Source organism: Chryseobacterium capnotolerans, assembly GCF_021278965.1.
GTDB classification, from domain to species: Bacteria; Bacteroidota; Bacteroidia; order Flavobacteriales; family Weeksellaceae; genus Chryseobacterium; species Chryseobacterium capnotolerans.
Window position 1 is genome coordinate 4,595,544 of record NZ_CP065589.1, and the last position, 15,256, is coordinate 4,610,799.

Consider the following 15,256-nt stretch of genomic DNA (forward strand, 5'->3'; position numbering starts at 1 on the left):
TTTCATAGGATATTATTTTTTATTAGAAGAGGAAAAGTCATTGAGCCTAAGCCCAATGACTATATTATTATTTTACCATTAGTTTCTCTGTCTGTTTTGTATTTCCGTTCTGCGATTCAAACTGAAGAATATAATTTCCGGATGAAAGTCCAGAGGACTCAAACTGGTTATCACCGGCTTTTAATGATTTTGTGTCTCTAATTCTTCCATAAAAATCATAGATTGTCAATTTTCCTTTGTTATATTCATCAGAAACAGAAACTGTAAATGATGAAGATTTACTGACTGGATTTGGAAATATTTTGATTGGATTCTTGGTATTGATATCTCCTGCTACATTTTGAGCTATCGCATTTCTTGATAATTTTGAAGTTCCGGTTGCACACGGCAGATCAGTCACCCAATTCGATGCATCCACACCTGTTAATGATAAAGAAACTCCATTTCCAGAACTGTCTTGAACCGTTGAACCACTTCCTTCATTGAATTTCCAATAAGCGGCAAGAGAAGCAGCCGGAACAGAGACATTGCACATGTTCTGGCTAATTTCCGTTTGCGTTAATGCTTTTTTCCAAACTCTGACTTCATCTATTTTACCATTGAAATTTCTGGAAGTATTGTATAAATATCCCACATTAAATGCTCCATTTGAATTTACATTTCCGGTTTGTGCTTTACTTGCGTCCAAAGTACCATTGATATACAATTTCATTGTACTTCCATCATATGTTGCTGCTACATGATACCATGTATTGGCATTCAAGGCAGTAGAAGAAGCCAGCTTTTGCTGCACATTATTGATACTTAATACAAACTGAAGCTTATTATTAGCCAGTCCTGCATCTCCAAGTCTTAGTAATGCTGAATTAGTATCTCCTGCTTCAGTTCCCATGATGGATGAAATATATGGAGATACTGATTTGAAGGATGAAGGTTTGATCCAGCCCTCAAAAGATAATGCTGATCCACCAAATTCATATTTCCGGCTGCTCCTGATTCACTCGTTCCGTCCAATGAGAGAGCATAAGAACCTGTAGGGGTTGTTGTACCTGATCCACTATTGAATCTTGGGGCGAACATATATGTACTTTTCACACTACAATTTGTTCTGATTCTCCAATCGTATTCGGTATTGGCTGTTAAACCTGAAACTGTAACTGAACTAGAGCTGACTGCTGTAGCTGCACTTGTCCATGTTGTTGAAGAGGCAGGTTTATAATCAATATCGTAAGTATTGGTTCCTACTGTTGACCAGTTTAGTTTTGCGCTGGTTCCGGTAAGATTGCTCGTAAACAATCCAATAGGTGCATCACAATTGGTCCCTTGTGTCCACGACTGTAAAGTTCCACTTAAAACTGTTTGTTCCCCATACAGCGTCTGAGTACCTGCTGAAAGCTGTGATGCCTGATTGGTTCCTTTAAGATCATACCAAAGATATAATCCATACCCTCCGTTTTTCGTTTGAGTAGCTAGGCTGGTTGTAGTAGAATTTGAAGTATTTCCCAACCATACTGCTGCCGGAGAAATCTGGGCTTTAGTAAGAGGTGGCACATTAGGAGCGGAGAAGGTCCCATACATCGCATTCCAGCTGTAGTTGATATTATCTCCTACTCTGGCTCCGTTCCAGGAAAGTCTTGAAGCAGCATCTCCGTAATAATAGAATGAAATAATCTTATCCGGAAGCAATGCTCTTAACTCCTGAACAAGCATTACGAAGGAACTGTCATTAGGCTGCCCTGTTCCGTTGTTTCCATAATCTGAATATTCATCATCAAAATCAATCCCATCCAGACCATAAGTATTTACTGTATTGGCTAACTGTACTGCAAAGTCTTTTGCTGCCTCACGGGTTGGAAAATTACATATTCCTGCTCCCTGGTGATTTCCCAGAATGGTAAGAACTACTTTCATTCCTTTCTGCTGCAATGGTTTAATGTAAGTGTCTGCATTGGTAAGAACCTTGGTTACATTATTGTTAGAATACAGATAAGCTCTCCCACGGCTGGTATCATAATTAATATTAGCCGCAAAGATATTCACCACATTGAACAGATAGCTGTTCGATGTTTGCAATTTGTACGCTCCTGCATTCAGGATGTTGTTGTTATTCACTTCCACATAGCATATTCCTTTAGGATTAAGCTGTTGTGCGTTAAGGAAAGCACCAGACTGAAGGGCCATGGCCATCAGTGCAGTAAGGATTGATTTTTTTTTCATTGTATAATCTTTTTAAGGTGTTTTGGTGTCTGAATTTTATATAGCAATCCTCTGATCCTTTCATTTCCAGGAAAGCATCTTAAGTAAATAAGCTATATAAAATTGTGGGCTATGTCAGTAGCTGAGGGTTTTCGTTAAATGTTTTCCACAACAATTCGCCAAATAAGGTATTGGACCAAGCAAACCATTCTCTGGTGAATTTTTTGTCATTGTCTTTATGGAAGGATTCATGCATAAAGCCTGTCCCGCCGTGCGTTTTCTGTAAGGTATCTATACACCATTTGATCTCACTTTTGTCTGTTGTAGTAAGTGCTTTCATAATGATACTCATTGGCCAGATCATATCCAGTCCAATATGAGGGCCTCCTATCCCTTCTGCAAGCTTTCCTTTAAAAAAGAACGGATTATTTTCCGACCAAACAAATCTTCTCGTATTCTGATAAACAGGGTCATCAGCTTTCACCGCATCCAGATAAGGCAGTCCTAACAAACTTGGACAGTTCGCATCATCCATCAGGTTATAACTTCCAAAACCATTGACTTCAAAAGCATATATTTTTCCAAATTCAGGATGATTATAAATTCCATATTTTTTGATGGCTGCATCTACCTCATCAGCAAGGCTGTTCAGTTGTTGAGCCAAGGTTTTTTCATTTTTAATCTGAGAAACCATTTCTGCGGCCTGGCGTAAACTTACTACTGCAAATAAGTTGGAAGGAATCAAAAATCCATAGATCGTAGCATCATCACTTGGACGGAACATAGAACTGATGAGACCTACAGGCTTTGTCGGATAACCATATCCCCCCATTGGAACTCCATCAGTAGCCCAAGCCGTTGTACGTTCAAATTTATAGGGCCCAAGATCATGCTTTCTCTGCTGCTCTGTGAAAGTTTGTAATGTAAGTTTTATCCCTTGCAGCCAATTAGCATCAAAAGGTTTTGTATCTCCTGTTGTTTTCCAGAAATGATACGCTAAACGAATAGGATAACATAATGAATCAATCTCCCATTTTCTTTCATGGGTTCCCGGTTTCATATCGGTATGGTCATACTCTTTCCACTTACTGATCTTTTTATCATCATTGTAGAATGCGTTCGCATAAGGATCTTTAAGGATGAAATTTGTTTGTTTATGGATAACTCCGGAAATCAATTTGTGAAGTTTCTCATCTTTCTTGGAAAACTGCAGATAAGGGAAAACCTGTGCAGAACTGTCACGAAGCCACATAGCATCAATATCTCCGGTAATCACATAAGTATCCGGTGTACCATTGGCTTCACTATAGAAAACAGTAGTATCTAATGTATTTGGAAAGCAGTTCTCAAATAGCCAGCTTAGCTCTTTATTGTTTACTTTCTTTTTAAAGGCTGCAATAGCATTTTCTACGGATTCACTGGTAAAATGTCTTTTATCTTTAGGAACACGAACTACAGGAAAACCTTCCGTAGCAAGGGTTTTAGCAAAAACATTCTGAGTAAACAGCAACCCGGCTCCAGCCAATGCACTTGTTTTAATAAAATCTCTCCTTTCCATTGATACTTTTATTTCGTTTATTTTTTATTAGTCTTTATTTTACAGGCTTGCTTCCCATTACAAATCTCAGTTCGCCCCCGTTCATGATATCACTGTGGTTCAGTTCCCAGCTTTTGTACTCTTTTCCGTTCAGGAACATTTTCTGTACATAGATATTTTTATCTGAAATTTTATCTGCAATTACCGTGAAGGTTTTCCCATTTTCAAGTTGTAATGAAGCTTTCGGGAACTGTGGGGCTCCAATGGCATATACAGGTTTTCCCGGTGTTACAGGATAGAATCCTAATGAAGAAAAAATATACCATGCTGACATTTGCCCGCAGTCTTCATTATTCACAATTCCATCCGGTTTGGCAGCATACATATTATCACGGATGTATTTTACCATTTTCTGTGTTTTGTAAGGACTTCCGGCATAATTATAAAGGTATGGAACATGATGTCCCGGCTCATCACCAAAACCTAAAGACCCGATGAATCCAGAAATGTCAACATGCTGCTCGCCTTCCATTTTAAGGGTTTCAGTAAATGTTTTATCCAATTTTTCTTCAAATCCTTTCTTCCCGCCATACAAATTCATCATTTCATCAATCTGATGCGGAACAAAGAAGTCATACGCCCAGATATTTCCGGAAACCCAATGTGGCTGAAGTTTTTTCCAGTCATTAAGAGGGAAATCCGCTAAGAACTTTCCATTTTTTTGTCTCGGCCAGAAATGATTATTTTCTTTGTTGAAAGTATTCAGAAAATTCATTGAGCGCTTTTTGTACACTTCTGCTTCATCCTTCTTTCCTAATTTTTCTGCCAGCTGCTGAATGCACCAGTCATCATACGAATATTCTAATGTTGCAGAAACAGAAGCTCCGTTTTCGGAAGGAGTATAGCCAAGCTTAATATAATCATTCAGACCTCCGCCTCCGTCACTGCTGCTCATTTTATCTGTAAGAGAAGCATCTTTCATTGCTGCAAAAGCTTTTTCGCCATCAATACCGGGAACTCCCTTGGAAATAGCATCCCAGATTACTGACGCACTGTGGTAACCCAGCATACAGAAATTATCATACCCGCATAATTCCCAGATCGGCATATGGTCTTTACGATCCGTATATCTGCTGATGAGAGAGTTCGCAAATTCTTTGGTATGCTTCTGATCCATAATGGTCAATAACGGATGGGTAGCTCTAAAACCATCCCAGTAGGAATACGTACTGTAGTTCGTGAACCATTTCGTATTCATATTTTCCTGGGCAGCTACATAATCTCCATTCACATCCATATAAAGGTTTGGAGCGATAAATGTATGATAAACACCTGTATAGAAGATTTTTCTCTGACTATCAGTTCCTCCGGTTACCTGAAACCTTCCGATAAGGTCCCGCCAGGTTTTTTGTGCGGTTTCTTTAGCTTTTGCAAAATTTACGTTTTTTGCTTCTGTATCAAAGTTTTCCTGAGCATTTTCTGTGCTTACCGGAGATAAGGAAACTTTTACTTCAATGCTTTCATTTGTTTCTGTAGCAAATCTTACAAAGGCTTTAGCATCTTTAGCCAGTGCAATTTTTTCGTTATCTTTTATTTTCCCTTCAGCATAAACCCCATAAGATTTAAACGGCTTGGAAAACTCCATCACGAAATAAGTAAATCTTTTTCCACCCCAGCCATTGCTGTAGCAATATCCTTTGATTTTATTATTCCCTTCTACACTTACCAATGTATGATAAATATTTCCGAAGATTTTATTCGTAGGATCAATAATAATATTGGCTTCATCCGTCTTTGGAAAAGTATATTTATGGAATCCTACTCTCGGAGAAGCAGTAAGTTCTGCTTTGATCCCATAACTGTCCAGCATTACAGAATAGTATCCAGGTGCTGCTGTTTCTTTATCATGAGTGAATGTTGAACGGTAGCCCGTTTCAGGCTTATCTTCTGAACCCGGAACCATTTTTAGCTGTCCTACTGTTGGCATTACCAGAATGTCTCCCAGATCTGCCCAACCTGTACCACTAAGGTGATTATGACTGAATCCCATGATCGTCTTACTGCTATAATGATATCCGGAACACCAGTCCCAGTCACCGCTTTTCGTATTTTGATCCGGACTCAGCTGAATCATTCCGAATGGTGTAGTTGCTCCCGGAAAGGTATGCCCATGCCCTCCTGTTCCTATAAACGGATCTACCCAGGATAAAATATCATTCTTATTATGTTGGGCATTCGCTAAGGAAATCAAGGATGTAAAAAAACAAATCAGCAATTCTTTTTTCATGATAAGAGAGTATCGGGGATTTTTTTAATTTAAAAGTTTGTTTAAAAATAGGAAAACCATTACAAAGATCCCAAAAAGGAGAGCAATTAAGCTGGCTTTTATATTTTTTTAATCTTAAAATAATTAGATTGAATTCTTTTTCATAAAATCAATAATTTCTGAAATATATCCAAAGGCTATGGCCACTACAGTATCGGCTGCGCCATAATATACTGTTACTTTATCTCCTTCCGTTAAAGCTGCGCAAGGGAAAACCACATTCGGTACATCTCCTGTTAACTCGTACAGTTCTGCCGGAGCCAATAAATACGGTTTTGTTCTGTACAGTACTTTTGCAGGATCTTCCAGGTCAAGCAAAGCAGCTCCCATCGAATATCTGAACCCATTGCAGGTATTGATAACCCCATGATAAAAAAGCAGCCACCCTTCTTCCGTTTTAATAGGAACCGGACCACCTCCAATCTTCGTGCACTGCCATGCACTGTCTTCGAAAGGAGCAACTTTCATTACGCAGCGGTGCTCACCCCAATATTTCATATCAGGACTATAGCTGATATAAATATCTCCAAAAGGAGTATGCCCATTATCACTCGGACGGCTCAACATCGCATATTTACCATTGATTTTTTTCCGGAAAAAGCACTCCGTTTCTGTTGAAAGGAAGAAATGCATTTTCGCACTGGAAAAATTCTTTAAAATCAAAAGTATATCCAATTCCGATGGTAGGCCCATTGTATCCGTTGCACCATGTGATCCAGTAGCGGTCTTCTATAAAGGTGACACGGGGATCATATTTGTAATCGGATTCAATCATATCGGTATTTCCTGCCTGCATTTCAATGGGATCGTGATTGATATCCCAATTGATCCCATCTTTACTGAACCCTGCGAAAATATTCATCTGTACGGCTTTGTTATCACAACGGAATACTCCGGCAAACCCATCTTCAAAAGGGATTACTGCACTATTGAATACACTGTTGGATGTGGGTATCGCATATCTGTCAATGATCGGGTTTTCGGAAAACCTCCACATAGTATCATTACAACCTTCCGGGCGATCCTGCCAAGGGATCATTACTGATTGAGCTGTCATAAAGTATTTTTACTTTTTATTTAAAATTTGTTTATTAATTGATTGGTTCTTCTTTCTGATTTTCTGAATAAGGAAAAGGAACGAAAAGAGCCACAAGAAATGCAGGAATGGTAGCAATCAGCACCCAGATGAAGAACATTTTATATCCGATCCAGTCACTGATCATCCCGCTGAACATCCCCGGAATCATTACTCCAAGATTCATAATTCCTGTGGCAAAAGCGTAATGAGCTGTTTTGTGTTTTCCGGGAGCAATCTGCTGCATCATATAAAGCATTAATCCCACAAAACCGAATCCGTAACCAAAGTATTCTACCACCACAGCAATTCCTACGGGTAAAAGATCTACCGGCTGATAATAAGCCAGCAATGCATACACCACAAATGGAATATTGAATGCACAGCACAGCCAAATTAAAGATTTCTTCAATCCGCGGGCTGAAATAAAATATCCTGCCAAAACAGACCCCAGAATGAATGCCCCAGAACCATACGTTCCATAAATAAGTCCAATATCTGAAGTGGACAATCCTAATCCACCTGAAGTTCTTGGTGCTTTAAAAAATAAAGGGGCTATTTTTATCGCAAAACCTTCTGCAAAACGGTACAGGATGATGAACAGTATGGACCACAGAATATTCTTTTTGGTAAAGAAAGAAGTGATTACTTCCAATAATTCTTTGCGGACATTTCCTGCTGTTTTTTCATCTTTCTGGACCTCTTTATTTTCTTTAGGCAGAATGAAATAATGATAAATAGCCAATGCAAAAAATAATAATGCATAGATCACCATAATGATCATCCAGGCGTGGGTAACTCCCTTTGTTTTTTCTAACACTCCAGCTGCATATACCAAAGCTCCGCTGCTGATAATCTTGGCAAGGTTATAAAATGCTCCCTGCCAGCCAATATATCTGGCTTGTTCTTTATTGGTAAGAAAACCAATATAAGTTCCATCTGCCACCACATCATGCGTAGCTCCACAAAAGGCTACTACTGCAAAAAGAGCAATGCTGTATTTAAAAAAATCATGCAAAGGCAGACTTAAGGCAACCAAGGCAAACAGAATCCCTATGGCAAACTGGGTAGAAACAACAAAGAATTTTTTGGTTTTATAGATCTCCAGAAAAGGACTCCAAAGTGGCTTTAACGTCCATGAAAACATGATGAGAGCCGTCCAGAAAGTGATCTGTGAATCCGAAACTCCCATATCCTTATACATAATTCCTGACACCGCATTAATGGTTACAAAGGGTACACCCATTGCAAAATATAATGTGGATATCCAGAGAATTGGCTGAATCCGACGGGTTCCGGAGTTGTTTTTTCCCATATTTAAAAATAAGATTCTAAAGAAAAAGAGAACATCTCAAGGTTCATTCCGGCTAAAAAACGAAACTATAAATTTTTGGAGATCCTACGCCTATCTCCTGCCCGAATGATTATCCTTTATGAGATGTCTCTGTATTTTTGAAGTGATTTGATTATTTCTTATCCCACCATAACTTGGTAGCTCCGTTATCCGGGCCGCCTAATTGCTGCACTGCCTGTGCGTAATTAAAAGTCGAATTTTTTGTATCATTTGTGAACGGGATTCTTCTGATCATCTGATCTGTTCCAATTAATCCTCCACTATCATTTTTTCTGACTTTGAACAAAATTGGATATCCCGTTCTTCTTTGTTCAGCCCAAGCTTCAGGACCATCCGGGTAAAGAGCTAACCATTTTTGAGTGATGATTCTTTCAAGTTTCTTTTCGTTAGAATCACTGTTGTTCCAAGCAATTGTAATGGTACTTAACTGAGAGTCTCCTGCAAGAATATTATTGGCTGTATTTTTAGGATCAAGGTAAGGAGCTTCTGTTGAAACGTTATCAGCAAGATAAGCCGCTACATCAGAACTTTTCCCCCATTCCCCAAAAGATTGAGTGATCCCTGCCTGGTAATTAGCTTGTGCATCCCCTGCACCTGAGTAGCCTCTCAAAGCCGCTTCAGCTTTTAAAAACCATGTTTCAGCAGCAGTAAATAATTTGAATTTTCCATCAGTCCCGGAGAAATAATCTCCACCGGCAGCTCTTGCTGCTGGTTGGGAAAAGCCTCCATAAGTTGGCTTCCCATTGATTAAATCAATTCCTTGGCGTATTCCTATATATTGTGGTTTACCTCCTACAAAAGTTGCAGGATCTGTTGCAGGATTAGCATACGCAGAAAGTCTGGGATCTTTGAAACCACTCATATAAGCCATTATGGGTGCTCCTATATAACAGTCACCCCATGAATAGATAATAAAACTTAATTCATGCTGCCCAACGCTTATCAATGCATTATCTGTATTATCAGATATTAACCCTGCAGAAGAAGCAAAGACTTCCTCTGCATATTTTTTTGATTTTACGGGATCAGCGTAGCTCATACGCAAAGCAAATCTCAGTTTAAGAGAGTTGGCTAATTTTGCCCATTTTGCGATATCTCCACCATAGATCAAATCTGATCTTTTCACAACAGACTTATCTTCTACATTCTGGGTTGCGGGCGTATTTTGTACTTTTTGCAAATCAGAAATAGCAGCGGTAAGATCATTAATAAAATTGTTGTAAGCATCCTGTTGAGAATCGAAATCTGTAACCCCGTTTGCATTAGGAGTATCATATTTACTATACACTACAGGTCCATGGCGATCTGAAACTCTTGCTGCTGTAAGAATTTTCAATATTTTTTTTACGGCAAAAGTTGCGGTGAAATCTATTCCGGGATAGCTGTATTTTGCCACATCATCAATGACAATAGAATTATTAAAAGTATCACGCTGTCTTGCAATAATTCTATTGTTCCAGCCATCCATCATTAAATAAGTAAGGTTATTCGTCCCCCCATTAAACTGCGATGCTGTACTAAACATTCCACTAAACATATCTGCATTGAGATTCGTCGCTAACTGATAGTCTGACTGAAAACCTCTTTGCATGTCTTTCAAAGGATTTACAATGGCTACAAAATCTGCATAAAAATTTTCCGGACCTCCAACTTTCTGCTGATTAAACTCTTCAAAGTCTCCGATACAACTGGAGGCAGAAAAAAGCACAGCTACTCCAAGTATATAAGTTTTAATATTAATTATTCTCATTTTAGTATTGTATATTTAGAAGTTAGCTTTTAATGATAATCCGATAGATCTGGTAATAGGTATACCAAAAGAATCTACTCCTACACCACCAGGTGTGTTTCCTGAAACCTGTTCAGGATCAAATGGTGCTTTTTTATAAAAGAAAAATAGATTTGTTCCCACTAAACTTACGGTTGCATTTCTCAGATAGCTAGAATTGATATCAAAAGTATATCCTATAGACGCCTGGCGCAGCCTTACAGTCGTTGCACTGTAGATATAGGCTTCATCAATTCCTGCTCCTTCCTGATTCGCTCCTATCGTTTTATAATAAGCTTGCGCATCCGTTAACCCAGTATAGGCAGCTCCTGCATTCGGAGTTCCTGGTGCATATACAGCATTTGGGATAGCTACTCCGCCTGCATCTCTGGCAGAAGCACTGTTCTGACTTACCCCAAGCAAATCATTTGCTTTTTCTGTAAGAGACAGAACCTGACCTCCGAATTTCCCATCAATAAGAAAAGAGATCCCCAATTTTCCAATATTAAAAGAGTTATTAAACCCTAACATAAACTTAGGATTCGGATTACCCAAATAACCAATTTGTTTGTCTGCCATAGGTTTTCCTTGTGCGTCAACTAAAATTCTCCCCTGATCATCTCTAAGGAATTTTACCCCATAGATATCTCCGAAAGATCCGCCTAACTTAAGCTTTGTATAAGCACCACCTCCAGTGAGTGCCAGAAGCTGACTTTCCGGAACATTTATACTCGATGGAAATAATTCTACAATCTTATTTTTGTTCATGGAACCATTTAAATTAGTTGTCCAACCGAACTTTTCTGAATCAAATACTTTGTAGGATAAAGAAGCTTCAAAACCTGTATTTCGTATTTTTCCAGCATTTACATAATAGGAACCGGACGGCAACCCTCCTAAGTTAGAAGAAATATCAAGTGTTAAAAGCTGATTGGAGGCATTTGAATTGTAATAGGTGATATCAAAACTTAATCGATTTTTAAACAATCTTAATTCTGTACCCGCTTCAAAAGTTTTATTAAGTTCCGGCTTTGCAAATAATTCTTTAAAAGCAGGATCTGTTACAAGTGAATATTTAGGTTTTACAATCTGGCCAGCATCAACATTATATCCGTAAACACTATTATAACGATCTGATACAGTTGCTAAATTGGGAGGCAATCCTATTCCTACGGTAGCATAAGACCCTCTTACTTTCCAAAAATTAATAGTTTCAGGGAGCTTGAAGATAGAGGATAATACAGCATTAGCCCCTACAGATTCATAATCGTACCCGTTAGTTCCTGTTAAAGCCAAAGTAGAATCCCAATCATTTCTAAAGGTCATATCTACATAAAACATATTCTTATACCCCAAAGATGCACTTGCAAAAACCGACTGTACTTGTTTTTTGGTACTGTAGCTTATATTATGAAACCCATCTCCTACGCCCCTGTCTACATTCCACTGCAGATTACTGATGGTAAACAAATTCGGCATCGCCAAATAAGCATTATCAATTTCAGTTACTGTATTTCTTGAGGTATTGATACTTCCACCCACTGTAAAATCTAATGAAATATCTTCGCTTAATTTTGGACTTCCTACTAATAAAACGTCTCCGTAAGTAGATGTGTTTTCATATTTGTTTTGAAGGAATCTTCCATTTTCTCCATTGCTCGTTATAAGATTTGGATCTGAGTAGGCTGAAACACCTCTTTGGCTATCCGTAATATTCCAGCTATAATTCCCTCTCACTCTTGCTGATAACCACGGATTGATTTGATAGGCTAATGATATAGCACTATATGTGTTCTTGTTGTTAACAGTAACTTTATTCCTGTTTAATATCCAGTAAGGATTTTGTGTTGCAGGATTTCCGTTGAATTTTCCGTCTGGTCCTACGGCCCACCAGTTCTGACCAGGTAATAATCTCGATTTGTCTATATAATAGTAGTTACTATTATTATATTGATCAAAGTCTACTCCCCTTGGCAACCAGTATAAACTTACTAAAGGTGAGAAAGAAATGCCGGGAGTCTGTCTGTTGATACTGTTTTGTATAGAGCCAATAAAATTAGCATCCAACGTTAATTTATCATTCAGATATTTGCTGGAATTTCTAAAGGAGACATTATATTGATCAAAATAAGAAGAAGGAACAATCCCTTTATTGGTAGTATTTCCTATTGAGAAATAATTCGTTGATTTTTCGGTTCCTGACTGGAAAGAAAGGCTATTAACCCATGTTGTACCTGTTTGCAGAAAGTCTTTTAAATAATCCTTAGAAGCTCCTTTCGCACCCCAGCTTTCATTGGAAACACCTGGAGTTTGGCCAGAGACTGCCGGATCATAAGACAGATAACTATGCTGTAATTTAGGAAGACTATATGCCTGATCTACTGTAAAACTTGTATTGTAACTTATAGAGCTTTTACCTACTTTCCCTTTTTTAGTGGTAATCAGGATAACACCATTCCCCCCCATAGAGCCATAAAGAGCAGAAGCAGAAGCTCCTTTTAAGAAGTTGATGCTTTCAATGTCATCCGGATTGATAGAACTTAAAACATCACCGGCATCCGGCATGGTAGAATATTGGCTGGCCTCAGCAGATTTTCCCCCTCCGTTAATAATGGGAATACCATCTATTACGTATAAAGGCTGACTGCTACTTGCTGATTTATTTCCTCTCATTAAAACCCTCACCGAACTTCCTACACCGTTAGTTCTATTGATCTGTACATTGGAAACTTTTCCACTAATAGAGTTTAAAAAATTGGGCGTTTTCACTTCTGTCAGTTCATCCCCGCCAATTTGCTGGCTGGAATAGGTCAAAGCGCGGGCCTGCTTTTTAATCCCCAAAGAGGTGACTACGACCTCCTGAATATCGGTTGTCTTCGTAGTGTCGGCCGCTTTTTTTTCCTGTGCAGTGGCAGAAAGGGAAAAAACAAATAGAACCGGTATAACTGCTTTTCTCATAAGGCTTAGATTAGTTAGATTTAATTGAGAATCAATGACATTACTTTAGAATTCAATACCCAAAAATTAATTGTTTTTTTAGCAATATTTTGCTGTTTATGTATTAAATTATTTAAAGTTTGGTTAAGATTTAATTCACATTAACAAATCTAAATTTTGTAACCAGCCCGATATAATACTATTTTATCATAAAACGATATTATTTTTTCAGTACCTTAATTTATAAGTACGTAAAATACTAATTATCAATAAATTAAAACTCAATCTCAAGAATTAAAAAAAGAGGAATTATTTTTTATTTTTTCTCATCAAATAATAAAGCTTAATTCCATTTTGGAACAGAAAAAGTAAACAAAATAATGGTTAGACAGCCGTTATTTCTTAGAAATTCTCCATTCACTTCATTTCGTTCAGAATGAAAGAAGGTATTTTTATGGAAATGTAAGATCACTGAAAAGAAAATCTTGAAAAATATATTTATTCGATTTTTTTACCCCTTTAAATTGTTCCCTAAATTCGGTAGGAGTCGTTTTTTTAATGGATTTAAAAACTTTGTTGAAGTTCGCTATATTGTTGAATCCAGCCTCAAAAGCAATTTCAAAAACAGTAAGATTCTTTTCCATCAGCCAGCGGGCCGCATAGCTTATTCTGATCTCATTGAGATAGTTGATAAACGTTGTCCCCATTCTTTTTTAATAAATCTATTGAATGTCACATTACTCATGTTCACCAATGAAGCAGCCTTGTCCAGCGTTATTTTATTTTCAAAATTTTTATGAACAAAATCATGAATCACCTTCATTTTATCATTATCATCAAAAGTCTCAAGTTCAATACTGTAGGATGACAAAAGCGTTTTGTCTTCCGCAACAGCCAACTCATTGAGAATTTTCATAATTTCTATAAAAGATTCAAAACTGTTCATCTTAGATAGATTAAGAAACGAATCTTTTAGTTTTTCTGCAGTCTCCGTGGAAAATAGAATTCCTCTGATAGAATCTTTCATCAGATTATTGATCGGTTTCAGGATATTTTTCTGCATCATGGATTGGTTAAAGAAATCCTGATTAAACTGTACAGTAATTTCGTGAGTTTTCCTGTTTTTACATTTATAATTTGCCCAGCAATGAGGCAAATTAGGACCTACCAACACCAGTTCCAGATCCCCGATCTCTCCAGTATGATCTCCAATCATTCTACGATACCCCTTCCCTTTGTAAACGAAATTAATTTCAATTTCCGGATGATAGTGATAGGGAAAATCAAACGATTCCTTAATCCTGTCAAATACCAGAAAACTGTCTTCAGGAGATAGTGGAGTTATTTCTCTAAGAATATTTTCTAGTCCGTTCATGCAGGCAGTTTTGGAAAAAGGTTAAAAATATCGTTCGCAGTACAAATATTTGTAAAAATGATAAAATAATATCAATGTAAAAACATATTTGCTGTTTTTTTCTTCATAATTTGATATGTATATCAGAATAAAATTCTGCTTCTGTAATTTAATCTACTTCAAGCAATGCTTTTTTGTATCTTTATACAGAACAATTTTGTCAAGAAAATAAACTTTCACATCAATATCAATTCATATTAATCAAAAATCAACAGTATGAGACGTAATGCAACAGCCGTTTGGAACGGTACTATTAAAGAAGGAAAAGGGCATATCACGACACAAAGCACTACTTTAAACCAAACACAATATTCTTTTAGCAGCCGCTTTGAGGATGGTGTAGGAACCAATCCTGAAGAGTTATTGGCTGCTGCCCATGCAGGATGTTTTACGATGAAATTAAGCGCTGAACTTTCACAAGCAGGCTACACTCCTGAAGAGCTAACCACCAAATCAGTCATCACTCTTGATCCAAGCATTGGAAAAATTACAAAATCTGAACTCACCCTTACCGCAAAAGTTCCCGGAATTTCTGAGGAAGAGTTTCAGAAATACGCAAAGATTGCAGAAGAAGGATGCCCTGTGAGTGCAGCATTTAACTTTGAAATTACACTCAATGCTACTTTAGCATAAAAGTATAACAAATACA

At 37.6% G+C, this 15,256-nt stretch carries 10 protein-coding genes and 1 pseudogene; 1 reads left to right on the forward strand and 10 read right to left on the reverse strand.

Annotation, left to right across the window (positions count from 1 at the left end; translation table 11 throughout):
- Positions 1-67 precede the first annotated feature (67 nt).
- The 10 genes and pseudogenes from H5J24_RS22060 to H5J24_RS22100 all read right to left on the reverse strand — a co-directional run bounded on the left by H5J24_RS22060 (position 68) and on the right by H5J24_RS22100 (position 14,568).
- Positions 68-940 (reverse strand): LamG-like jellyroll fold domain-containing protein, encoded by an 873-nt coding sequence (locus H5J24_RS22060; protein ID WP_232816396.1) that lies wholly within the window; start codon positions 938-940, stop codon positions 68-70.
- Positions 853-2,217 carry an endo-beta-N-acetylglucosaminidase H gene (locus H5J24_RS22065; RefSeq protein WP_232815866.1) on the reverse strand — a complete coding sequence of 455 codons (1,365 nt, stop codon included), beginning with the start codon at positions 2,215-2,217 and terminating at the stop codon, positions 853-855. Before H5J24_RS22065 ends, H5J24_RS22060 begins: the two co-directional genes overlap by 88 nt.
- A gap of 109 nt (positions 2,218-2,326) precedes the next feature.
- The gene (locus H5J24_RS22070) at positions 2,327-3,754 is read right to left on the reverse strand and encodes a glycoside hydrolase family 125 protein (protein ID WP_068940649.1); all 1,428 of its coding nucleotides are present in this window, start codon (positions 3,752-3,754) and stop codon (positions 2,327-2,329) included.
- A gap of 34 nt (positions 3,755-3,788) precedes the next feature.
- Entirely contained in the window at positions 3,789-6,020 is a 2,232-nt protein-coding gene (locus H5J24_RS22075) for a GH92 family glycosyl hydrolase (RefSeq protein WP_068940650.1), read from the reverse strand.
- Positions 6,021-6,143: 123 nt separating this feature from the next.
- Positions 6,144-7,116: pseudogene (locus H5J24_RS22080) on the reverse strand (glycoside hydrolase family 130 protein).
- A gap of 34 nt (positions 7,117-7,150) precedes the next feature.
- Positions 7,151-8,449, reverse strand: a complete 1,299-nt coding sequence (locus H5J24_RS22085; RefSeq protein WP_068940655.1) for an MFS transporter — start codon at positions 8,447-8,449, stop codon at positions 7,151-7,153.
- Positions 8,450-8,600: 151 nt separating this feature from the next.
- Positions 8,601-10,238 (reverse strand): SusD/RagB family nutrient-binding outer membrane lipoprotein, encoded by a 1,638-nt coding sequence (locus tag H5J24_RS22090; protein WP_068940657.1) that lies wholly within the window; start codon positions 10,236-10,238, stop codon positions 8,601-8,603.
- A 15-nt stretch (positions 10,239-10,253) separates the two neighbouring features.
- Positions 10,254-13,214 (reverse strand): SusC/RagA family TonB-linked outer membrane protein, encoded by a 2,961-nt coding sequence (locus H5J24_RS22095; RefSeq protein ID WP_082811027.1) that lies wholly within the window; start codon positions 13,212-13,214, stop codon positions 10,254-10,256.
- A gap of 431 nt (positions 13,215-13,645) precedes the next feature.
- Entirely contained in the window at positions 13,646-13,900 is a 255-nt protein-coding gene (locus H5J24_RS26030) for a helix-turn-helix domain-containing protein (RefSeq protein WP_346729929.1), read from the reverse strand.
- On the reverse strand, positions 13,858-14,568 hold the full coding sequence (locus tag H5J24_RS22100; RefSeq protein ID WP_346729930.1) for an AraC family ligand binding domain-containing protein: 711 nt from the start codon (positions 14,566-14,568) through the stop codon (positions 13,858-13,860). The genes H5J24_RS26030 and H5J24_RS22100 overlap by 43 nt, the downstream gene beginning before the upstream one ends.
- Positions 14,569-14,823: 255 nt before the next feature.
- Here H5J24_RS22100 and H5J24_RS22105 point away from each other — a divergent pair, with 255 nt between their 5' ends.
- Positions 14,824-15,240 (forward strand): OsmC family protein, encoded by a 417-nt coding sequence (locus H5J24_RS22105; RefSeq protein ID WP_068940661.1) that lies wholly within the window; start codon positions 14,824-14,826, stop codon positions 15,238-15,240.
- Positions 15,241-15,256: the final 16 nt, after the last annotated feature.

Excerpts from the sequence above, each read along its gene's own strand:
- H5J24_RS22065 (WP_232815866.1), bottom strand. The coding sequence starts at position 2,217 with ATGAAAAAAAAATCAATCCTTACTGCACTGATGGCCATGGCCCTTCAG.
- H5J24_RS22070 (WP_068940649.1), bottom strand. The coding sequence starts at position 3,754 with ATGGAAAGGAGAGATTTTATTAAAACAAGTGCATTGGCTGGAGCCGGG.
- H5J24_RS22075 (WP_068940650.1), bottom strand. The coding sequence starts at position 6,020 with ATGAAAAAAGAATTGCTGATTTGTTTTTTTACATCCTTGATTTCCTTA.
- H5J24_RS22085 (WP_068940655.1), bottom strand. The coding sequence starts at position 8,449 with ATGGGAAAAAACAACTCCGGAACCCGTCGGATTCAGCCAATTCTCTGG.
- H5J24_RS22090 (WP_068940657.1), bottom strand. The coding sequence starts at position 10,238 with ATGAGAATAATTAATATTAAAACTTATATACTTGGAGTAGCTGTGCTT.
- H5J24_RS22095 (WP_082811027.1), bottom strand. The coding sequence starts at position 13,214 with ATGAGAAAAGCAGTTATACCGGTTCTATTTGTTTTTTCCCTTTCTGCC.
- H5J24_RS26030 (WP_346729929.1), bottom strand. The coding sequence starts at position 13,900 with ATGGGGACAACGTTTATCAACTATCTCAATGAGATCAGAATAAGCTAT.
- H5J24_RS22100 (WP_346729930.1), bottom strand. The coding sequence starts at position 14,568 with ATGAACGGACTAGAAAATATTCTTAGAGAAATAACTCCACTATCTCCT.
- H5J24_RS22105 (WP_068940661.1), top strand. The coding sequence starts at position 14,824 with ATGAGACGTAATGCAACAGCCGTTTGGAACGGTACTATTAAAGAAGGA.